This window comes from Ramlibacter sp. (genome assembly GCF_036383835.1).
GTDB lineage: Bacteria > Pseudomonadota > Gammaproteobacteria > Burkholderiales > Burkholderiaceae_C > Ramlibacter.
In genome coordinates this window covers 1-20614 of the sequence record NZ_DASVNN010000047.1, presented here as the reverse complement: position 1 = coordinate 20614, position 20614 = coordinate 1, and the positions used below count along the sequence as shown (strand labels likewise).

Sequence of the window (20614 nt, the reverse complement as noted above, 5' to 3'; positions counted from 1 at the left end):
GCATGCTAGCATGGGCTCCAACAATGAAGCCTGGGTGGTTTCCAGGCGCGGAGACAAAGCCATGACCCAGTCGTTCCCCCGTGGCGGCGCCATGCTGCCGATGCGCGCCCGGCTGCTGCTGCCCGCGGCGCTCCTCGCTTCTCCTTTCGCCGCGCGCGCGCAATCCGACTACCCGAGCCGGCCGGTGCGCTGGATCTGCCCGACGTCCGCGGGCGCCGGAACGGACTTCGCGGCGCGCGCGTACGCGAAGCTGGCGAGCGACGCGTGGAAGCAATCGGTCGTGGTCGACAACCGCTCGGGCGCGTCCGGGATGATCGGCCTGGACATGGTGGCGGACGCCGCGCCGGACGGGTACACGCTCGGTTTCTTCAGCGTTTCGCAGTTCCTCGATGCCACGCTGTCGAACAAGTACGTCTTCGATGCGCAGAAGGACTTCACGCCGATCTCCCTGCTGGCGTCGACGCCGCTGCTGCTGATGGTCAACACGGGCTCGAAGATCGAATCGCTGCAGCAGCTGCTCGCGCAAGCCAGGGCGAAGCCGCGTGCGATGAACTACGCGTCGGGCGGTGCCGGCGGCATCACCCACTTCGCGATGGAAGTGTTCCTCAAGCGCGCGGGAATCGAGGTGACGCACGTCGCTTACAAGGGCAGCGGGCCGGCGATGATGGACCTGCTGTCCGGCCAGGTGCAGATGGGCTTCTATACGCCGGCGGCGGTGATGCCGCACGTGAAGTCCGGCAAGCTGCGCGCGCTGGCGATCGCCTCCGCCGAGCGTTCGCCGATCTCGCCCGACGTGCCGACCTTCGCCGAACTGGGCATTTCCGGCGTGAGCATCGCCACGTGGTACGGCCTGTTCGGGCCCGCGAAGATGCAGCCTGCGCAAGTGGAGATGATCGCGCGCGCCATCCACGCCGGCGCCCGTCCCACCGCCATGCGCGACAAGATGATCGGCGACGGCCTCGAGCCGGTGCTGAGCAGCCCCGCCGATTTCGCGAAGTTCCTGAAGGCCGATCGCGAGCAGTGGCTGGGCGTGGCGAAGTCGATCAACTTCAAGCGCGAGAGCTGACGCAAGATCTGCGTGCGCAAGCCGGACGTCCCGAATACTCCCGTTTGAGGACGAGCGGCTGGGCGCAGCTCCCGAATCGTCGCTACAGTGCGAGCCACCCCGGCACGGCCGGCCACTGCAGTCCCGACAAGGAGACAACATGCGCGTACTGCTGATCGCGTTGTGCCTGGCCGCCCTCGGCGGCTGTGCCCAGGTGCCGCCCGCTGCCGCCGGCGCCGGCGCCGGTGCCGAGGCTTCGAACATGCGCCTGGTCGGCTACAGCGACCTGCAGGGACGCACGGCCTACCAGCCCACCATCCAGCAGCAGGGCAGCCGCTGGATCGCCTACGTCGGCCACCACGGCGACCGCAAGCCCAATCCGCTCTCGGGAGCGCCGGAGGACAACGGCACGTCGATCGTCGACGTCACCGATCCCGCCCGCCCCCGCTATCTCGCGCACGTCCCCGGCGAGACGGGCCGGGCCGAACAGGGCGGCGCCCAGATGGTGCGCATCTGTCCCGGCGCCACGCTGCCCAAGGGCGACAAGTCGAAGTTCTACATGCTGCGCACGTTCGGCAACCAGGCGCACGAGGTCTGGGACGTGACGACGCCGGAGCGCCCGTCGCTCGTCACGCGCATCGGCTCCGGCCTGAAGGGCACGCACAAGAACTGGTGGGAGTGCGACACCGGCATCGCCTACCTGGTGTCCGGCGACCCGCAGTGGCGCACCACGCGCATGACGCAGATCTACGACCTGTCGGATCCCGCGAAGCCCGTGTTCATCCGCAACTTCGGCCTGGTCGGGCAGCAGCCCGGCGCCACCGGCCCGGTGCCGATCTCGCTGCACGGCCCGATCTCCACGGGCCCCAAGGGCAACCGCGTGTACTTCGGCTACGGCACCAGCACCGACGGCGTGCTGCAGATCGTCGACCGGCAGAAGCTCCTGACGGGCGCGAAGGAGCCGACGCCGGAGAACCTGCTGGCCCCGCAGGTCGCGCGCATCGACCTGCCGCCGATGCACGGGGCGCACACCGTGTTCCCGCTGCTGCAGGTGGACGTGCCGGAGTTCGCGCGCAACTACCTCGGGCGCGTGCGCGACTTCATCGTGGTGACCGACGAAGCGATCCAGAAGGAGTGCCTGGAGGGGCGCCAGATGGTCTGGGTGGTGGACATCAGCACGGAAACCAGGCCGTTCGGGGTTTCCAACTTCACCGTCCCGGAGGGCAGCGGCAACTTCTGCTCGCGCGGTGGCCGCTTCGGCACCCATTCGTCGAACGAGAACATGACGCCGCTGTACTACAAGCGGCTGATGTTCTTCGCGCACTTCAACGCCGGCGTGCGCGTGCTCGACGTGCGCAACCCGCTGGCGCTGAAGGAAGTGGCGCACTACATCCCCGCGATGACGGAGAACACCGTGGTGCTGGAAACCCCCGCCGCCCAGCGCGCCGGCGGCCTGCCGTTCACCGCCGCCGCCGATCGCCGCGCCATCCAGACCAACAACGTCGAAGTGGACGACCGCGGCTACGTCTACATCGTGGATCGCGCCAACACCGGCATGCATATCCTCGAACTGACGGGCGCCGCGCGGGGGCTCGCGGACTGGAGCAAGGCAGCGAAGTAAGCGGCCGGCGGGGCTACGCCAGTCACCGGCTCCCGGTCAAGCATCCGGTGGTTACGCGGGGTATTGCCCTCCGCAGTGGCGTCCTGGCGCCGTCTCCCCGACAATCCTGCCGATGCAGAACAAGGAAGAAGCGGCCCCGCTGGTCGAAGAAGAGATCCAGGTGATCCTGGAGGACGAGGCCGAGCTGACGGCCAAGGAACTCGCGCAGGAGCGCAAGGCAGCCATCGAGGAGCACAAGCGCAAGGCCTGGCTGGGGCATACGGCGGCAGAGCTGGCCGGCCGCATCCCCGTTTCCGTGTTCGCCCTGGGCAGCCACCTCGCGAACGCCTGAGTGGACGACCCCAACCAGATCGAGGTGCCTCCCTCGTTCGTGGCGTTGTTCACGGGGTCCGGCGGGTATCGCCTGACGCGGCCCATGGCCGAAGTGCGCGAGCGCTACGAGCTGTGCGAGGACCTGGCGCAGATGCTCTGCGAGCAGGCCTCCACCGCGGCCTTCAAGTCCGGCGCCGCCGAGGGCGAGGTGTTGGCCGGCATGCGAACGGCGCTGTCGTCCGAGGGGGGCCCGCTGCAGGCGCCCGAGCCCGCGTGGGTCGTGACGCGGATCGCCGAGATCCTGGGGTGGGAGCTGCCGGGGCCCGGCTGAGAGCGCTCCATCCCCGTACCTGGATTGCGTCGCTAGCGGCCCAGACCTTTCTGTTGCAGCCAGCCTGCCATGTGCCTTGCAACGTCGACGTTGTTCAGGTCGGACATGGGAAAGTGGGTGTTGCCGCGAATGCCGACCGCCGGCAGTTCCACCAGGGTCACGTCGCCGCCGTGACGGTTGACGGTGTCGCGCCAGCGGCGGGCGGCTTCGCGGAATACGCGCCATTGCTCCTGGCCGGGATTGGCGCTCGGCTGGTCCGGGATGTTGTCGCCGTAGTAGACGACGATCGGCAGGCGCGTGAGCTGGCGGAAGTCCGCCAGCGGGATCGTGGGCGGCGTGAAGGGCCGGCCCGCGAAGGTCAGCGTGGGCGCTTCTCCTTGCGGGAACAGGAAGTCCCCTCCGGGTTCGAACGAGACGATCGCGCGGACATTCGGGTTCTTGATGGCCGTGCGCCACCCCAGCGTGCCGCTTTGCGAATGCGTGACCAGGATGCCGGGACCGATCTTCGTGAACAGGGCGGAAACGGCGTCGGTGTTGACCTCGACGTCGTAGGGCCCGGTGTTGGGCACCGCCTGGCGGAAGAACTGTTCCAGCGCGCCGGCGTCTTTCGAGAAGGCGACACCCGGGTAGAAATCGGGCCAGGCACCGAGGCGGAATACGCCGAACCACATCTGCTCGTCGGGCGTAGCCGGGATCTCGACGGGGGCGATGCTTCTGGCAGCGCGCCCCCGCCGCGGCTGGTCGAGCAAGTACACGGGGTAGCGTTCCCGCAGGAAGATGTTCTGGAACCCCTCGCGGCCGTCAGGCGTCGATTCCCACGTCTTCGCGGATTGCCCGTGACCGTGCCAGAACACCAGCGGCAATGCGCGGGCATTCGCGGGGACCTGGTAGAAGACGTAGGCATGGTCGCCATGCAGCGTCTGCCCCTGCGGGTTGGGCGTTGGCGTGTAGGCTCCTTGGGCGATCGGGTCGAAGTTGCCGGGCGTCCGCTTGACGCTGCCGCCGACCGCAAAGCTGCCTTGCTCCTGGATCGCCAGGGCAGCGGGCTTGCCAGGACCCATGCCGACCGGCACCGCACAGGCGGCGCACAGGAGGGCAGCAGAGGCCAGGGTGAGAAGGTTGCGTTGTTGCTTCATGGGTGCGGCGTTCAGGCAGGGGCCGGCATTCCGGCCAGCAGTTTCTCGAGCGTCACCGGGTAATCGCGCACCCGCACGCCCGTGGCGTTGTGGATCGCGTTCGCGATCGCGGCGCTGACACCGCACATGCCCAGCTCGCCGACACCCTTCGCCTTCATCGGCGAGGACATGGGGTCCACCTCGTCCAGGAAGATGACGTCCTGGCGCGGAATGTCCGCATGCACCGGAACCTCGTAGCTCGCCAGGTCATGGTTGATGAACAGGCCGTGGCGTTCGTCCACCGCCAGTGCCTCCATGATCGCGCCGCCGACGCCCATGGTCATCGCGCCGATCACCTGGCTGCGGGCCGACTTGGGATTCAGGATGCGGCCGGCCGCGCAGACCGCGAGCATCCGGCGCACACGGATCTCCGCCGTGAACGCATCCACGGCCACTTCCACGAAGTGGGCGCCGAAGGTGGATTGCTGTGCCTTCTTCGCCAGGTCACCGAACTCGATGAAGTCCTCGGCCACCAGCTCACCGTGGGCGGCGGCCTGCCGCAGCGGAACGCCGCGCGAGCCGGCGCGGACCTCGCCGTCCGAGAAGCTGGCCTTGGCGGGGTCGATCCCGAGCCTGTTGGCCACGGCTTCGCGCAGCTTCACGCATGCCGCATACACACCTGCCGTGGCGCTCGCCGCGCCCCACTGGCCACCCGAACCAGCGGAGACCGGGAAAGTGGAGTCGCCCAGGCGCACGAAGACGCTGTTCAAGGGCACACCCATCATCTCGGCGGCCGTCTGGGCGATGATGGTGTAGCTGCCCGTGCCGATGTCGGTCATGTCGGTTTCCACCGTGACCCGGCCGCGGGCATCCAGGCGCACGCGCGCGGCGGACCTGGTGACGGGCGCCCCACGGTAGGCGGACGCGACGCCCATGCCCACCAGCCATCGTCCGTCCCGCACTTGGGCCGGTCGCGCATGGCGCCGATTCCAGCCGAAGCGATCGGCCCCCACCCGCAGGCACTCGACGAACTGGCGCTGCGAGAACGGCTGGCCGGCGGACTTCGCATCGTTCTCTGCCGCCTCCGGCTTGCGGCCCTGGGGATCGTCAGCCGACTGGGGCGGACTGTGGTCCGGCACAACCTGCGTGTCGTTGCGGACCCGGAGTTCGACCGGATCCATGCCGAGCTTGTCGGCCAGTTCGTCCATGGCCACCTCGAGTGCCATGTGTCCCGTCGCTTCGCCCGGGGCTCGCATGGCATTGGCCTCCGGCAGGTCCAGGACCGCGAACCGGGTTGCCGTCATGCGGTGGGCGCCGGCGTACAGCATGCGGGTCTGGTGAACCGCACCATCGGGCTTGCCACCCGGCAGGTCACCCGACCAGCTCTCGTGTCCGATGGCCGTGATCCTGCCATCCCTCGTCGCGCCGATCCGCACGCGCTGGATGGTCGCAGGCCGGTGGGTCGTGTTGTTGGCGATCAGGGCTCGCTGCAGGGCGACCTTCACGGGACGACGCGCCGCCCGCGCGCCCAAGGCGGCCAGCAGGGCGTCTGCGCGCAGGAACAGCTTGACCCCGAAGCCGCCGCCGACGAAGGGGGAGATGACTCGCACCTTCTCCTTCGGGATGCCGAGCGTCAGGGCGATCTCGCCCTTGTTCCAGTCGACCATCTGGGTCGAGGTCCAGATCGTGAGCTGGTCTCCCTTCCACGCCGCGAGCGTCGCGTGCGGCTCCATCATGGCGTGCGTCTGGTCGGGGGTCGTGTACGTGGCGTCGACCTGCACGGGGGCGGCGGCGAAGGCGCCGGTGAAATCGCCCACCGCCGAATCCGGCGCGCCCGCCGTGATGCTCTTGGGCCTGAAGGCGGAGCTCCTCGCTTCCTCCAGGTCGTACTTCCCGGGGGCGCGGTCGCAGGTGACGCGCACCAGCTCCGCCGCCGCGCGGGCCTGCTCGAAGCTCTCCGCGACGACGAGGGCCAGCGCCTGGTGGTAGTGGTCGATGTCGGAACCGGCCAGCAAGCTGGCGGTGTTCATCCGTCCCTTGCCGAGCTTGCCGGCGGTTTCGGCGGTGACGATGGTGATCACGCCGGGCGCCCGCCGTGCCGCGGCGAGGTCCAGCGAGCGGATCCGGCCCTTGGCGACCGGCGCGCCCACGACGTACCCGTAGGCCGGGTTGCGCACCGCGTCATGCCGCTCGTACGCATAGGGGGCGGTGCCGGTGGTCTTGAGGACGCCTTCGACCCGGTCGACCGGCTTGCCGACGATCTTCAGCTGGTCGATCGGATTGGTGGTGGCGGGGGTGTCGAACTTCATGGATTCAGCTCCTGGCCTGGTTCATCACGGCGGCCAGCGTGCGCTCGGCCAGTGGCACCTTGAAGGCGTTCTCGTGCGTCGGTTGCGCGCCTGCGAGCAGGCCGGCTGCGACAGCGCGGGCACCGCGCGGCATCTCCGATTCGGCCGCTTCCACCCGCCAGGGCTTGTGCGAGACGCCGCCCAGCGCCACCCGCCCGGTGCCGTCCCGCTGGATGATCGCGGCGACCGAGACGATGGCGAAGGCGTACGACGCCCGGTCCCGCACCTTGTGATAGAGCTGCGTGCCGCCGACGGGTCGCGGCAGCGTCACGGAAGTGATCAGTTCGCCGGCGTGCAGGTTGGTGTCGATGTGCGGCGTGTTGCCCGGCAGCCGGTGGAAATCGGCGATCGGGATCACCCGCGTCGCGCCGTCGCCTCGCACGGTTTCCACGGTGGCATCGAGCGCGCGCAGTGCCACTGCCATGTCGCTCGGATGCGTCGCGATGCAGGCCTCGCTGGAACCGACGATGGCGTGCAGGCGACTGAACCCGCCGAGGGCGGAACACCCACTGCCGGGGACCCGCTTGTTGCACGGCATGTTGGTGTCGTAGAAGTAAGGGCAGCGCGTGCGCTGCAGCAGGTTGCCCGCCGTGGTGGCCATGTTGCGCAACTGACCGGACGCGCCGGCCACCAACGCGCGCGAGAGGACGCCGTAGTCCCGGCGCACGCGCGCGTCGGCAGCGAGGTCGGCATTGCGCACCAGGGCGCCGATCCGCAGGCCGCCGTCGGCGGTCGCCTCGATCTTGTCCAGCGCCAGGCCGTTGACGTCCACCAGGTGCGTGGGGGTCTCGATCTGCAGTTTCATCAGGTCGAGCAGGTTGGTGCCGCCGGCAAGGAACCTGGCACCGGGTCGCGCGGCAACGGCGGCCGCAGCCTGGGCCGGGGACAGGGCGCGTTCGTAGCTGAAGGGCTTCATGACCGCACCCCCGCCACCTCGCCGATCGCGTCGAGGATGTTCGCGTAGGCGCCGCAGCGGCAGATGTTCCCGCTCATGCGCTCACGGAGTTCCGCGGCCGAAATCAGCGGCTGCGCGGTGATGTCGGCCGCGCCGTGGCTCGGCACGCCACGACGGATCTCGTCGAGCACGCCCACTGCGGAACAGATCTGCCCGGGCGTACAGTAACCGCACTGGTAGCCATCGTGCTTGATGAAGGCCGCCTGCATCGGGTGCAGCGACTTGGGTGTGCCGAGCCCTTCGATGGTCGTGACCTTCGCGCCCTGGTGCATGACCGCGAGACTCAGGCAGGAAACGGTGCGGCGTCCGTTGACCAGCACGGTGCAGGCGCCGCACTGGCCCTGGTCGCAGCCCTTCTTCGTTCCGGTCAGGTGCAGGTGTTCGCGCAACGCATCGAGCAGGGTCGTGCGGGTGTCGACCTGCAGCGTACGCGCGGTGCCGTTCACCTCCAGGGTGACGTTCGCGAAGACCGGAGCTCCTGGCCCGCGCGCTTGTGCCCCAGCGGATGCCGGCACGGTCGCGGCTGCCGACGCGGCTCCGGCGATCAGGAGGTCTCGACGTGAAAGCGTGAGGTCGTCCAGGGTAGTCATGGGGCTGCAACCTTCCTGCCCGTGGCGCGTGCTCATTGCTTCTTCTCCCGAAACACCTCGCGCGCGACCGAGGTTGCGGTGACGGCGTTCGGCCAGCCGGAATAGAAGGCGAGGTGCGTGATGGCTTCGATCAACTGCGCTTCCGTCAGGCCGTTGTCGCGTGCGAGCGCAAGGTGGGAACGCAGCTGGTCCGGGCGGTTCATCGCGATCAGGGCACTCACCGTGACCAGGCTGCGATCCCGTGGAGAGAGGCCGGGCCGGGCCCAGACGTCTCCGAAAAGAACGGTGTCCGTGAGGTCGGCCAGCTTCGGATTGATGTCTCCCATGAGCTGCTGTGCACGGGTCGGTTGCGGCGACGTTGCCGGAGACTGAGCCTGGGCGTGGCTCACGCCGGCGGCGGCCAGCGTCGCCAGCATTGCGCTCGCCAGCCGGCTTGCCATCGACTTCTTCATCGGGTCTCTCCTGTGTTCGACGTGGGACTTCCGTACTGGAGGTCGCTGACTTGTTCCAGCCAGTCGACGGACTTGCCATCGAGGTTCTCCGAGATGGCGATGTGGCTCATGCCGGCGCTTGGCGCCGCCCCGTGCCAATGCTTCTCCCCCGGGGGAATCCAGACCACGTCACCGGGGTGGATCTCCTGAACGGGGCCACCCCAGCGCTGCACCCGCCCGACTCCCCCCGTCACGATGAGCGTCTGCCCGAGGGGATGGGTGTGCCACGCCGTCCTGGCTGCCGGCTCGAAGGTGACCAGGGCGCCGCCGACGCGCGCCGGAGCGTCCGCGCGGAAAGGCATCTCGACGCGCACGCGGCCCGTGAAGTTCTGGGAAGAACCCGCCGTCGCATGCTGGCTGCCGTGGCGGGAGATGCGTAGTCCCTGGTCCGGCTGCGCCAGCGCCGATGCAGCGAATGAAAGGGACGTGATGGCCGTGGAGAGGAAATTCATCGAAGAGCAGGTTCGGGTGGGAAGCGCGCCGGAGCAGCGGTCGAAGCACTTTAGGAGCAGCTCCCAGCCCGGACTAGCCACGAAAGTCTTGAAGGATTCGCAAGCTGCGGCTTGATAATTGGCGCATGCCCATCAATGAACTTCGGTCGATCACGATCTTCGCCAAGACGGCCGAACTGGGCAGTTTGCGAAAGGCAGCGGAGGCTCAGAGCATGACGCCGCAGGCGGCGAGCCAGGCGCTGGCGCAGCTCGAACAGCACCTGGGCGTGCGGCTGTTTCATCGCACGACCCGCAGCATGTCGTTGACGGACGCAGGCCGGCACTTCCTGGACATGGCTCTCCCGGCGCTGACGAACCTGCAGCGCGCCCTGGAGGTGACGCGGCGAACCACCGACGAGATCGCAGGGCCACTGCGCATCGTCGGACCGCGCTCCGTGTTCGGACCTGTTTTCTGGCCGCTCCTGGATGAGTTTTGCAAGCTCTACCCCGAGGTGCAGCCGGATGTCGAGCTGGACGATCGCATCGGCAATTGGGTGGAGGACCGTGTCGACGTGGGATTTCGCATCGGCCTGTCCGCTGCCGAGGGGGTGATCGCCCGGAAGTTGTTCCCGTTGCAATTGATCGTCTGCGCGGCACCCGGGTACCTGGCCAGGTACGGGGCTCCGGAGTCGGTGGAGGCACTGGGTACCCACCGCTGCACCGCCTTCCGGAGTCCGGGGACGGGCCGGGTGCTCCCCTGGCGCGTGAAGACCGACGAGGACATCACGGACTTGCAGGTGCAGCCCTCGCTTTGCGTGAACGACGAGGAGCTCGAAACGCAGGCAGTCCTCGCCGGTCATGCGATCGGGCAACTCACCGGAATCGCGGCCGCTTCGCACATTCGCGCGGGCCGCCTGGTGCCCTTGCTGACGCAGCACGTGGCGGATGCGTCCAGCGCGTTCGTCTACTACGGCAGCCGTGCCGCGCAGCCGGTGCGCGTCCGCGCCTTCATCGACCTGGCGGTGAAGCGTCTCGCGGGCAACACCGAATTCGTTCTGGCCGCCGAGGAACTCGCCAAAGCCGAAGCGAAGGGCCGCGCCCACGTTTCCAGCCTCGACCCTGCTCCTTAGCCCTCAGGGGAGCTGGAGCCGGTTGTTCCCGCGTCGTGGGCAGCCTCAGACATCCAGTCTCCGCTCGCTCATCCACTTCACCATGGCCGGATCGCGGTGCGAGAAGAAGCTGCTCCGGCCGGTCTCGAGCTGCGCGATGCGCTCCATGTCGGCGGCGTCGAGCTCGAAGTCAAAGATCCGGAGGTTCTCTTCCATGCGCGCCTTGCCGACCGTCTTGGCGAGCGCCACGATCCCGCGCTGGACGACCCATCGAAGGACGACCTGGCCGACGGACCGGCGATGCTTTCGGGCGATGTCCGCCAAGTCTTCGTTCTGGAAGAGGTTGTTCCGACCCTCGGCGAACGGAGCCCAGGCCTGCGCCTGGACATCGTTGCCGCGCATGAACGAGACACTCTCTTCCTGCTGGTGGAATGGATTCACCTCCACCTGGTTGACGGCGGGTGCGACCTCGTTGAAGGCCTTGATGTCCATGAGCCGATCCGGATGGAAGTTGCTCACGCCGATCGCCCGCACCTTGCCCTCCTTCAAGGCTTGCTCCATGGCTCGCCACGACCCGTGGACATCCCCGAACGGCTGGTGGATCAGGTACAAGTCGAGGTAGTCCAGCTGCAGGCGGCGGAGGGACTTGTCGATGGCCCGGGTGGTCCGGTCGAAGCCGGTGTCCTGCACCCACAGCTTCGTCGTCACGAAGAGTTCGTTTCGCGGCACGCCAGCCTGGCGGATGCCCCTGCCGACGGCTTCCTCGTTGAGGTAGGACGCGGCAGTGTCGATGAGGCGGTAGCCGGCGCCGATCGCGTCGACGACGCAGCGCTCGCATTGCTGCGCATCCGGGATCTGGAAGACGCCGTAGCCCATCATGGGCATCTCGACGCCGTTGTTCAGTGTGACTCGTTGCATGCAGTGATCCGTCCTTTTGCAGTACGTCCACTGTAGGGAGCCGATCGCGCGTGCGGTAGTGGCTTGCAGCTTGATTCACTGGCAAGCCATACATGACAGCTAGCGATACCGCCCAGTCTGCGCATCGATCACGACGAGGCGGAGCTCACCCGTGGAGGTGAGCAGCTTGACGCGCCAGATGAGGCTGTTGTCCACGTGAACGCCATGCTCCACCGCCAGCACGCGGCCCGGTGCCTTGCGCTGGGCGATGGAAGCGGCTTCCTCGCGGCCGACCCCCGCCCACGCAGTGGGCAGCAGGAAGACCAGCGCGAGGAGGACGGCGACGCTGGAGCGGGGAATGCGGGGCATGAGGCTCCTTTTCTGAGGTTGCGTTCAGGATAACGAGACCTCCATGAACGATCGCTGAACGGCCTGCCGAGCCCCGCCTCCGAGGCTCAGCCGGGCTTCACGGGCACGTAGATCCGTCCTCCCGCCGCGCGGAATTCGACGCTCTTGCGCGCCATCCCCTCCTGGGCCAGGGCGAAGTCGCGGACCTCCTGCGTGATCTTCATCGAGCAGAACTTCGGCCCGCACATCGAGCAGAAGTGCGCCACCTTGGCGCCGTCCGCGGGCAAGGTCTCGTCGTGGAAGTCCCTGGCCGTTTCCGGGTCCAGCGACAGGTTGAACTGGTCCTGCCAGCGGAATTCGAACCGCGCCTTGGACAGCGCCTCGTCCCAGGCGCGCGCCCCGGGGTGGCCCTTGGCGACGTCCGCCGCGTGCGCTGCGATCCTGTACGCGATCAGGCCCTGCTTCACGTCGTCGCGGTCCGGCAGCCCGAGATGCTCCTTGGGCGTGACGTAGCAAAGCATGGCGGTGCCGAACCAGCCGATCATGGCCGCGCCGATGGCGCTCGCGATGTGGTCGTAGCCCGGCGCGACGTCGATGGTCAAGGGCCCCAGCGTGTAGAAGGGCGCCTCGTGGCAGTGCTCGAGCTGCTCCTCCATGTTGGCCTGGATCAGGTGCATCGGCACGTGGCCCGGGCCTTCGATGATCGTCTGCACGTCGTGCTCCCACGCGACCTGCGTCAGCTCGCCCAGCGTGCGCAGCTCCGCGAACTGCGCTTCGTCGTTCGCGTCCGCGCCCGAGCCGGGCCGCAGCCCGTCGCCCAGCGAGAAGCTCACGTCGTAGGCCTTCATGATCTCGCAGATCTCCTCGAAGTGCGTGTACAGGAAGTTCTCCCGGTGGTGGGCGATGCACCACTTGGCGAGGATCGAGCCGCCGCGGGAGACGATGCCGGTGCGGCGCTTCGCCGTGAGCGGGATGAAGGGCAGCCGCACGCCGGCGTGGATGGTGAAGTAGTCCACGCCCTGCTCGGCCTGCTCGATCAGCGTGTCGCGGTAGATCTCCCAGGTGAGGTCCTCCGCCACGCCGCCGACCTTTTCGAGCGCCTGGTAGATCGGCACGGTGCCGATCGGCACCGGCGAGTTGCGGACGATCCAGTCACGCGTCGTATGGATGTTCCGCCCGGTGGAGAGGTCCATCACCGTGTCCGCGCCCCAGCGGATCGCCCAGACCAGCTTCTCGACTTCCTCTTCGATGCTGGAGGTCACGGCCGAATTGCCGATGTTGGCGTTGACCTTCACCAGGAAGTTGCGCCCGATCGCCATCGGCTCCAGCTCGCCATGGTTGATGTTCGCGGGGATCACGGCGCGTCCGCGCGCCACCTCCTGCCGCACGAACTCCGGCGTGATCTGCTCCGGGATCTGCGCGCCCATGGGGTTGCCGCGCAGGCGGGCCGCCCGCTCGGGGTCCGCCAGGTACTCCGCCATCCATTCGCGCCGGCCGTTCTCGCGGATCGCCACGTACTCCATCTCGGGGGTGACGATGCCGCGGCGCGCGTAGTGCATCTGCGTGACGTTGGCGCCGGCAACGGCCCGGCGCGGCTGGCGCTCCAGCGCGCGTGCCTGCTCCCGCAAGCCGTGCAGGCGCGGGTCCTCGCTTTCGCCGCGCAGCCCGTCGTCGCGGGGCTGGGGCGCGCGTCCTTCGTAGGCGACGGTGTCGCCGCGTGCTGCGATCCACGCGGCCCGCGGCGCCGGCAGTCCCTGTCGCACGTCGATGTCCGCCGCGGGATCGGTGTAGGGCCCCGAGGTGTCGTACAGCGTCACGCGCTCGCCGTTCGACAGGCCGACTTCGCGCATCGGCACGCGCACGTCGGGGTGGAGTTCGCCCGGGGCGAAGGTCTTGCGGGAGGCGGGAAGGGGCTCGCGCGTGCGTGCCAGCCGTTGCGCGATGGTATCGGGAGCGTTCATCGTCCATCCTGTCCAGAGTTGCGGAAGTGCTCCGGAAGGACGACGGACCGGCCCGTGGGCGGGCGAGGCCTTCAGCTCTCCTTACGCCGGTACGAACCGGTTCAAGTTCACGGGTTTGGTCTTGCCATCTCAGCGATGCGGCTTGCGGCCGCTCGCACCCCGGAGCAGGGCCGAGTGTACATAAGGATTACGGGGAGGGGCTGCCGGATGTCCGGCGGGAGAAACGGCGCAGCACGTGCCACGATTCCAGGGTGACGAGGACCGACCAGGCAAGGGTCAGGACGAAGAGCACGCCCGCGACGGCGGCGAGCGCCGCGGCGTCGGCGGTGAAAGTGAACCAGCCGAGAATTGCGGCGGCCCCGATGGCGGGCGCGTTCATCGCGACGGCTGCGGCCCAGATCCATCCCGGGCGCGCCAAGGAGGCGGCGCCGCGAATCCGGTGGCTTGCCTGCTTGATCACGCTGGCGTGCGGCCTCGGCGGCTCCCTACGCCAGCAGCCTTTTCGCTTCCTGCGGGTCCACCCCGTACATCTCGGCGAACTCGGCAACCGTCTTGCCGCTGGCCTTGAACGCGTTCTGCAGGGCTTCGCGGCGCGCGCTTTTTTGCGCCACGATGGCCAGGGCGTCTTCCAGCAGCGATTGCAGCTTGTCGTCGGGCGAGGTGAAACGCTCGCGGTAGTCTTCGCGGCTCAGCCCGGACGCCTCGATGGCGGCCGCCAGTTGCTCGACGGCATGCTGGCGCGCCCGCTCCGGCGCCTTGCCGCTGCGGCGCTTGTACAGCTCCAGGATTGCATGATGCACATGCTCCGGCGCCACGGGCTCCACCGGCCTGGCTTGCAGGTCGTGGCGGGCCAGGCCGGAGGCCACGGCCTCGATGTAGCGGGTCGAACGCGTGTGCACCCCGAGCGCTACCTTGAGCTCGGCCGCGGGCAGCGCCTCCGGGTGCGCCGCCACGAGCTCTTCGAAGACGCCGACCTTGAGGGGAAGGAACCGGGCGCCGAACAGCCGCGGATACAGCTCGAACAGTTTGTGGAGGAGGGGGGGCACGGGCCGCGGCGCTTTGCGCGCGGCGGCCTGCCCGCGCGAAGCCTGGGCAGTAACGGTCGAGTCTTGGGTCGTGGTCATGTTCTTGGTCGACAGGCGCGCACCGGTGCGGCCAGTCCCTTGGGCAGTCGGCGGACTGCTCCGATGGTGCTTCATCCGCCTGGCGAAGTTGCCTCCCATCGGAGTTCTTCACCGGCGGCCACAGTTTAGTTGCAAAGGGCGGGAGCCCCGTCCGCCCGGCCGGAACGGGTCGAGTATGCTGCCGGCTTTCGTATCGGAGGGAGCGAATGACGCAATCTGAATCACCCCAGAAGACTTCCGCCTTCATGAAGGCACTCAAGCCCAGCCCCCAATTGGCTGCCGTGATCGGCCCTGAACCCGTGCCGCGCACCGAGGTCACCAAGCGGCTGTGGGCTTACATCAAGCAGCACAACCTGCAGAACCCCGCGAACAAGCGCAACATCCTTTGCGACGACAAGCTCAAGGCGGTCATGGGGAAGGACGAGGTCACGATGTTCGAGATGACCGGGCTCGTGGGCAAGCACCTGAGCCAGGCCTGAGTCCCTCGCCGCGGACGCGGCCGCGCGCAGGCATCGCCTGGCGCAAGGAACGCCCCCTCTCAGGAGGGGATGCGCCACCCCAGCTTCTCGAAGCTGCGAAGAACTTCTTCCGAGCTCCTTCCCCACGCCGTCTCCACGTTGGCGCTCGTGGTGACGCGGGCGATGGCCGTGTTGACCGGGACGCCTTTCGCGATCCAGTAGACGGCCCCCATGAAGGCCGAGCGCGCCACGCCGTCCTTGCAGAAGACGAGGCTCTTCGTCACGTTGCACACCGCGCCCAGCAGCGCGGCGAACTCGCAGGCCTGGACCAGCGTGGGAGTGGCGGCCCGCTGGTCGATGGGAATCGTGTACAGCATCCAGCCGCTGCTGGCGGCCGACCTCGGGTCGTAACCGGGGCGCTGGTGGCTGGCGTCGAGCAACGACACGGCAACCCCGAATCCCTCGGCCCGCAGTGCCGAGAGGTCGTCGTCGCTGGGGTTGCTCGTGGCCAGGATGGTCGATTCGTCGATCCACCACCTGCGCATGGAGGAACTGGTTCCGGCAAGCATCGCAGCCCCCTCAGGAGGCGCGGCCCGGGGGCTTCGCGTAGGCGGTGCGCTTGTCGTTCAAGGCGCCGAGCATCATCTGGCCCAGTCCGATGGGGTAGTCGTCGGGAAGCCGCTGCTTCAGCCTGGCCGCCAGTTGGTCGGTCTCGCGCACCATGCACGTCAGGAACTCGATGCGTCCCAGGCCGGAGGGGCAGGGGCCGTAGCCCGTGACCAGGGGGTCGAAGGGCACCCCGGCGCCGAGCTTGGGCAGGTGCCGCGCCAGCGACAGGAAGGGGCCCAGCATCTGGATCCTGGCGAGCGCCGCGTAGTCCGGACTGTTCTCGCTGTACGACGCGTCGGCCAGCAGCAGGATCAGCCAGTAGTGCAGGTCCGCGAGCCACGCAATGCCCAGCGCCTCCGGGTTCCTGATCAGGTTCTGCTCCCCGATGAAGGCCGTCGGATTGACCGGCAGGGGATAGGACGGATACGCGGCGTCGCTCCTTGAGCGGCTCCAGGCATCGTCGCGTCCCTTGAAACCGTCGTGCGTGGCCATGAAGACGCGCCGGAAGAACTGGAAATGGCCTTCCTCGCCTTCGATCTTGATGTTCTCGAGCTTTCCGAGCCAGGGCGCGAGCCTGGCCTCCGTGCCGGGCGCGCCGGCGATGTATTCGCGCAGGGTGTGGATGATGGCGTCGTAGAGGCTGCCCACGTGATTGGGCCTGGCGTTCCCGCCGAGCGCGCGATCGAGCCTGGCCAGGAAGTGGCGATCCCCATCGTTCGCCTGCCCGGGATCGATGCTGCCTGCCGCGGCTTCGCAGTACACGTACTTCGCGACGCTTTCCTCGGTGAGCGGTTCGAGGTTGAACTCGAAGGGGTACACCTCCGGCTCGAACGGGAAGCCCTGGCGCGCCAGGCTCGGGCCGGCGCCGAGCGCGACCAGCAGGCTGTTGACGTCCCGCAGGTGCTGCATCTCCATGGCCGAGACGCCGAACAGGTCGTTCGAGTTCGGAAGGCCGGACCCGACGATCCCGGAGTACTGGGGCTTCACCGAGAACGCTCCGTACAGGTACTGCACCATCAGGGCGTGTTCGATCTCCGCGGCCTGGCGCAGCAGGCGGAGCAGCTCGATGTAGGGCTCGGCGAACTCGCGGACGATGTGTTTGCGTCCTGCGTTCCCGGGCGAGGCGTCGTACTTCTCGCCGGGCTGGTGGGCGTGCGCATCGCGATGCAGGGCGAAGTACGCGGCGGGGAGGGCCACCCCCTGCGCGGCCAGCCTCTGGAGGAAGGCCCGTCGCGGCGAGGGCTCGTTGCCGTTCTCGAAGATTCTTACTTGCGCGCGCACGATACCCCTCCTCTGTACGTGTAAAACCCGCCCCTGCCGCCGGCAGCGGACAACTCGCATGCGCACGGGACGCCATGGCTGGCGCCGCCATGAACATGACTGTCGCGAATGGGGTGCCCCTCCCTCGGGTCCTGCTTTTCGCCAGCGATAAAGCTTTCGCCGGTTCACAATAAGTAGTACATCGCGTCCGGTTTTTCTTTGAGCAATGTGAAAGCCGGGTGACAAAAGGTCACGGCTGCTCGGCGGCGCACTTCATCGTTTCCGGGGATGCCATCCGGGTCTCGACCGTGGTTGAATGCGCCTCGAAACGCGGACCGCCGCAGCGATTCGAACGAGGAGACCCATGACCCGCACATCCACTCCGCCCGGCACGAACCTGGCCCGCCGCAACCTGCTGCTCGGTGCCGGCCTGTCGGCCCTCCCCGGCGCGCGCTGGGCCTTCGCGCAGCAGGCCGCGCCCGCGCCCGGCCCGCGCAAGACGATCACGGTGGGCGGCCGGCGCGCGCGCGTGATCGACATCCATAGCCATTGCTACATCCCGGGCTCGGCGAAGACGATCGCGGCGGCCGACGTGGCGGCGCAGGCGAACCCGGCGGAGAACGCGCCGGTGGCGAAGTCCCTCACCATCGGCGACGCGCGCATCGCGCAGATGGACGCGCGCGGCATCGACGTCGGCGTGCTGAGCGTCAACCAGTACTGGTGGTACGCGGCCGCGTCCCCCGACGACGCCGCGCGGTTCATCCGCTACCAGGACGAAGGCCTGCGCGCCATCGTGGATCGCCATCCCGGCCGCTTCGCGTTCCTGTCCTCGCCCGCGCTGCAGCATCCCGCGCTGGCCGCGCAACAGCTCGAATACGCGGTGAAGAACCTGGGCGCGCGCGGTGCGTCGGTCGGCGGCCACGTCAACGGGCGCGTTCCTTCCGGCCCCGAGTTCGACGTCTTCTGGGCCAAGGCGCAGGAGCTCGACGTGCCGGTGTTCATGCACCCGGGCGGCGCCGAGAACGTCGTGCGCCCCGGCGCGCTGGACGGACGCGGCGACCTGGTGAACGTGGTGGGCAATCCGCTGGAGACCACGATGTTCGCCACGCGCATGATCTTCGACGGCACGCTCGACCGCTTCCCGCGGCTGAAGGTGATCCTCGCGCACGGCGGCGGCTATCTCGCTTCCTACCTGGGCCGCACCGATGTCGCCTGCGCCGTGCGCCCGAATGCGAAATGCGCGAACAAGCGCAGCGCCTCCGAGTACTTCCGCGACCAGCTGTACGTGGACTCGATGGTGTTCTCGGCCGAAGGGCTCCGGCACCTGGTCGCGACCTGCGGCGCCGACCACGTCGTCTACGGCTCGGACATGCCGTACAACTGGCCCGAGACCGCGGACATCGTGGCGGCCGCCGCTTTCCTGCCGGAGCAGGAGCGCCTGGCGATCCTCGGCGGGAACCTGGAGCGGCTCCTGCGGTTGCCGGGGTAGGCGTGCGGCCGGCTTGCGATCGCCGTCGTGCGCTACGCTTCACCCAGCCATGAGCGTTCTCCACCTCGAGATCCGGACGGACGCGTACGAGCTTCGGCTCGACGAGGAAGTCCTTGCGCGGCTCGATGGGGGCGCGGCGGCGCTGCTCGCCGGCGCGGGCGAGCGGCTGCGCGAGATCGACATCGAAGCCGCGATCGAACGATCGGAGGAATGGCTCATGCCGTCCAGCAAGCGATTCCACGCTCTCGAACTGCAGGTCCACGACGCCACGGGCCGCCTCCGCCCGCTCCTGGGCGAACAGGCCAGCTTCACCGTCGCCGAACTGGAACTGGAATTCGACCGCACGCACGATGCGGTGGTGCGTGGCCGGGCCGGGGACCGTGCCGCCGTCGCCGACGTGGTGCTGCTGCGCGAGCTGGCGCACCACGGCAGGCTTTCCGGCATTGCCCTGGCCTGAACTCCGCGGCTTCAGCGGTAGCGCGGATCGTTCGGATAGCGGTCGTACTGGTTCGCGACGCCGTCGCCGTCCTGGTCCTGCATCGGGCCCATGGCGTAGGTCCCCGCCAGGCTGGCGTAGGGGATCAGCTGCCCGTTCTGCTCGATGTACATCGGCTGGTTGTTGGCGCCGAGATAGACGGTGCGTCCCCACTGGTCCCGATAGGTGCCGAACTGGTCGAGCGGGATGTGGCGCCCGGCGGCATCGACCTGGAAGCGCCGCCCGTAGGCGTCGGTGTAGACGTTCACGATGGGCGCGGCGGCGGGCCGGCTGGCATCGTACGGTACGCCGAAGATGCGCGAGATGGTGCTCCCCACGCTGTCGATCACGTCGGCCTGCGCGACTCCGCCGATCGCGAACGCCGCCACCGCGACCGCGGACAAGATGAACTTCTTCATGGGCTGCTCCTGCGCGGAACTTTCCGCTTGAAGTTATTGCAGCCCGGGGCTCGGACTAGCGGCAGCGGTGCTTCGGCCGATGGCTTGTGCGCGGAATCCTGCGCGGCTGTAGGCGCGCCCGGCTGATCACTGGCGCGCGAACATCCCGCGCCTCGGCTAGCGCGGCCCGACGCGCCAGATGACGTCCCCCACGTCGTCCGCGACCAGCAGCGACTGCCGGTCCGGCCCGATCGCCACGCCCACGGGGCGCCCGTAGGACTCGCTTTCGTCCGGGGACAGGAAGCCCGTCAGGATGTCGCGTGGAGCTTGCCCGCTCGGGCGGCCGTTCGCGAACGGCACGAAGACGACCCGGTAGCCGCTGAGGACGCTGCGGTTCCAGGAGCCGTGCTGGCCGATGACCATCCCGTCCTCGTCGAAGCCGGGCAGCGTGCCGCGCGGCATCCAGCACAGGCCGAGCGAGGCGGTGTGCCCGCCGAGCGCATAGTCCGGCGTGATCGCCTGCGCCACCCGCGCGGCGTCCTGCGGCTGCACGCGGTCGTCGACCGTGCGGCCCCAGTAGCAATACGGCCAGCCGTAGAAGCCGCCCTCGCGCACGGAGGTCAGGTAGTCGGGCGGCGTCTCGTCGCCCAGGCCGTCGCGCTCGTTCACCACCGTCCACAGCTCGCCGGTCTGCGGTTCCCACGCCATGCCCACCGGGTTGCGCAGGCCGCCGGCGAAGACGCGGTCGCGGCCGCTCGCCAGGTCCAGTTCGACGATGCAGGCACGGCCTTCCTCCACGTCGAAGCCGAGGTCGCCCATGTTGGTGAGGGATCCGATGCCGACATAGAGGCGGCGCCCGTCGGGGCTGGCCAGCAGGCTGCGGGTCCAGTGGCCACCGGGCTTGAACTTCGCCAGCGGGCGTCCCGCGGCTTCGATGCGTGTCGTTCCCGGGGTGTACGGGAAGGCCACCAGGCCATCCGTGTTGCCGACGTAGAAGGTGCCGTCGACCAGTGCCATGCCGAAGGGCTGGCGCAGGCCCTGCAGAAACGTGTCGCGCACCTCCGCCACGCCGTCGCCGTCCGCGTCGCGCAGGAGGGTGATGCGGTTCGGGCTGGTGCCGATGGCGGCGGCGCGCTGCAGGGTCGCCACCATCGCGTGGTCGAACACGTTTTTCGGCGTCCGGAGCGCCTGCATGGCCTCCGCCACGGTGACGTCGCCATTGGGCAGCACGTGGATCCAGCGCGGAT

The 20614-nt window shown here is 68.6% G+C and carries 23 protein-coding genes and 1 riboswitch; of the genes, 8 read left to right on the top strand and 15 right to left on the bottom strand.

Annotated elements, in window-relative coordinates:
• The first annotated feature begins 61 nt into the window (after positions 1-61).
• The 4 genes from VF522_RS08095 (at position 62) to VF522_RS08080 (ending at position 3309) form a co-directional block, all read left to right on the top strand.
• On the top strand, positions 62-1066 hold the full coding sequence (locus VF522_RS08095) for a tripartite tricarboxylate transporter substrate binding protein (protein ID WP_330907726.1): 1005 nt from the start codon (positions 62-64) through the stop codon (positions 1064-1066).
• A gap of 139 nt (positions 1067-1205) precedes the next feature.
• On the top strand, positions 1206-2666 hold the full coding sequence (locus tag VF522_RS08090) for a hypothetical protein (protein WP_330907725.1): 1461 nt from the start codon (positions 1206-1208) through the stop codon (positions 2664-2666).
• 112 nt (positions 2667-2778) lie between these two features.
• The gene (locus VF522_RS08085; RefSeq protein ID WP_330907724.1) at positions 2779-2997 is read left to right on the top strand and encodes a hypothetical protein; all 219 of its coding nucleotides are present in this window, start codon (positions 2779-2781) and stop codon (positions 2995-2997) included.
• On the top strand, positions 2998-3309 hold the full coding sequence (locus VF522_RS08080; RefSeq protein WP_330907723.1) for a hypothetical protein: 312 nt from the start codon (positions 2998-3000) through the stop codon (positions 3307-3309).
• Between the two features lie 32 nt (positions 3310-3341).
• Here the strand turns inward: VF522_RS08080 and VF522_RS08075 are convergent, their stop codons facing one another.
• The 6 genes from VF522_RS08075 to VF522_RS08050 are packed head-to-tail and all read right to left on the bottom strand — an operon-like array spanning position 3342 to position 9260.
• Entirely contained in the window at positions 3342-4445 is a 1104-nt protein-coding gene (locus tag VF522_RS08075) for an alpha/beta fold hydrolase (protein ID WP_330907722.1), read from the bottom strand.
• 11 nt (positions 4446-4456) lie between these two features.
• Positions 4457-6733 (bottom strand): aldehyde oxidoreductase molybdenum-binding subunit PaoC, encoded by a 2277-nt coding sequence (gene paoC / locus VF522_RS08070; RefSeq protein WP_330907721.1) that lies wholly within the window; start codon positions 6731-6733, stop codon positions 4457-4459.
• A gap of 4 nt (positions 6734-6737) precedes the next feature.
• A complete protein-coding gene (locus VF522_RS08065) occupies positions 6738-7688 on the bottom strand; it encodes a xanthine dehydrogenase family protein subunit M (protein WP_330907720.1) in 951 nt (316 codons plus the stop codon).
• A complete protein-coding gene (gene paoA, locus VF522_RS08060) occupies positions 7685-8317 on the bottom strand; it encodes an aldehyde dehydrogenase iron-sulfur subunit PaoA (RefSeq protein WP_330907740.1) in 633 nt (210 codons plus the stop codon). Before paoA ends, VF522_RS08065 begins: the two co-directional genes overlap by 4 nt.
• A 32-nt stretch (positions 8318-8349) precedes the next feature.
• Positions 8350-8769: a carboxymuconolactone decarboxylase family protein gene (locus VF522_RS08055; protein WP_330907719.1), complete on the bottom strand. Its 420-nt coding sequence runs from the start codon at positions 8767-8769 to the stop codon at positions 8350-8352.
• Positions 8766-9260, bottom strand: coding sequence for a (R)-mandelonitrile lyase (locus VF522_RS08050; protein WP_330907718.1), 495 nt, complete (start codon positions 9258-9260; stop codon positions 8766-8768). Before VF522_RS08050 ends, VF522_RS08055 begins: the two co-directional genes overlap by 4 nt.
• Positions 9261-9385: 125 nt before the next feature.
• Between VF522_RS08050 and VF522_RS08045 the strand changes: the two genes are divergently transcribed.
• On the top strand, positions 9386-10369 hold the full coding sequence (locus VF522_RS08045) for a LysR family transcriptional regulator (protein ID WP_330907717.1): 984 nt from the start codon (positions 9386-9388) through the stop codon (positions 10367-10369).
• A 45-nt stretch (positions 10370-10414) separates the two neighbouring features.
• Here VF522_RS08045 and VF522_RS08040 read toward each other — a convergent pair whose 3' ends face one another.
• The 5 genes from VF522_RS08040 to VF522_RS08020 all read right to left on the bottom strand — a co-directional run bounded on the left by VF522_RS08040 (position 10415) and on the right by VF522_RS08020 (position 14678).
• Positions 10415-11266: an aldo/keto reductase gene (locus VF522_RS08040; protein ID WP_330907716.1), complete on the bottom strand. Its 852-nt coding sequence runs from the start codon at positions 11264-11266 to the stop codon at positions 10415-10417.
• Between the two features lie 99 nt (positions 11267-11365).
• A complete protein-coding gene (locus VF522_RS08035; protein WP_330907715.1) occupies positions 11366-11614 on the bottom strand; it encodes a PepSY domain-containing protein in 249 nt (82 codons plus the stop codon).
• 86 nt (positions 11615-11700) lie between these two features.
• Positions 11701-13554, bottom strand: a complete 1854-nt coding sequence (gene thiC / locus VF522_RS08030) for a phosphomethylpyrimidine synthase ThiC (protein ID WP_330907714.1) — start codon at positions 13552-13554, stop codon at positions 11701-11703.
• A 61-nt stretch (positions 13555-13615) separates the two neighbouring features.
• A riboswitch (TPP riboswitch) is annotated at positions 13616-13726 on the bottom strand.
• 15 nt (positions 13727-13741) lie between these two features.
• On the bottom strand, positions 13742-14014 hold the full coding sequence (locus VF522_RS08025) for a hypothetical protein (protein ID WP_330907713.1): 273 nt from the start codon (positions 14012-14014) through the stop codon (positions 13742-13744).
• A 25-nt stretch (positions 14015-14039) separates the two neighbouring features.
• Positions 14040-14678, bottom strand: coding sequence for a ProQ/FINO family protein (locus tag VF522_RS08020; RefSeq protein WP_330907712.1), 639 nt, complete (start codon positions 14676-14678; stop codon positions 14040-14042).
• Positions 14679-14884: 206 nt separating this feature from the next.
• Between VF522_RS08020 and VF522_RS08015 the strand changes: the two genes are divergently transcribed.
• Positions 14885-15157 (top strand): SWIB/MDM2 domain-containing protein, encoded by a 273-nt coding sequence (locus VF522_RS08015; RefSeq protein ID WP_330907711.1) that lies wholly within the window; start codon positions 14885-14887, stop codon positions 15155-15157.
• A gap of 59 nt (positions 15158-15216) precedes the next feature.
• Here the strand turns inward: VF522_RS08015 and VF522_RS08010 are convergent, their stop codons facing one another.
• Together VF522_RS08010 and VF522_RS08005 are read right to left on the bottom strand one after the other, a co-directional pair.
• Positions 15217-15681, bottom strand: a complete 465-nt coding sequence (locus VF522_RS08010; protein ID WP_330907710.1) for a hypothetical protein — start codon at positions 15679-15681, stop codon at positions 15217-15219.
• Between the two features lie 34 nt (positions 15682-15715).
• Positions 15716-17026, bottom strand: a complete 1311-nt coding sequence (locus VF522_RS08005; RefSeq protein WP_330907709.1) for a ferritin-like domain-containing protein — start codon at positions 17024-17026, stop codon at positions 15716-15718.
• A 343-nt stretch (positions 17027-17369) separates the two neighbouring features.
• Here VF522_RS08005 and VF522_RS08000 point away from each other — a divergent pair, with 343 nt between their 5' ends.
• Positions 17370-18494 (top strand): amidohydrolase family protein, encoded by a 1125-nt coding sequence (locus tag VF522_RS08000; protein WP_330907708.1) that lies wholly within the window; start codon positions 17370-17372, stop codon positions 18492-18494.
• A gap of 49 nt (positions 18495-18543) precedes the next feature.
• Positions 18544-18951 carry a hypothetical protein gene (locus VF522_RS07995; RefSeq protein WP_330907707.1) on the top strand — a complete coding sequence of 136 codons (408 nt, stop codon included), beginning with the start codon at positions 18544-18546 and terminating at the stop codon, positions 18949-18951.
• Positions 18952-18962: 11 nt separating this feature from the next.
• On the opposite strand, the gene VF522_RS07990 is transcribed toward VF522_RS07995, so the two are convergent.
• Both VF522_RS07990 and VF522_RS07985 read right to left on the bottom strand, forming a co-directional pair.
• Positions 18963-19388, bottom strand: coding sequence for a hypothetical protein (locus VF522_RS07990; protein ID WP_330907706.1), 426 nt, complete (start codon positions 19386-19388; stop codon positions 18963-18965).
• 156 nt (positions 19389-19544) lie between these two features.
• Positions 19545-20614: sorbosone dehydrogenase family protein (locus tag VF522_RS07985; protein ID WP_330907705.1), on the bottom strand; the 1070-nt coding region annotated here is incomplete at its 5' end.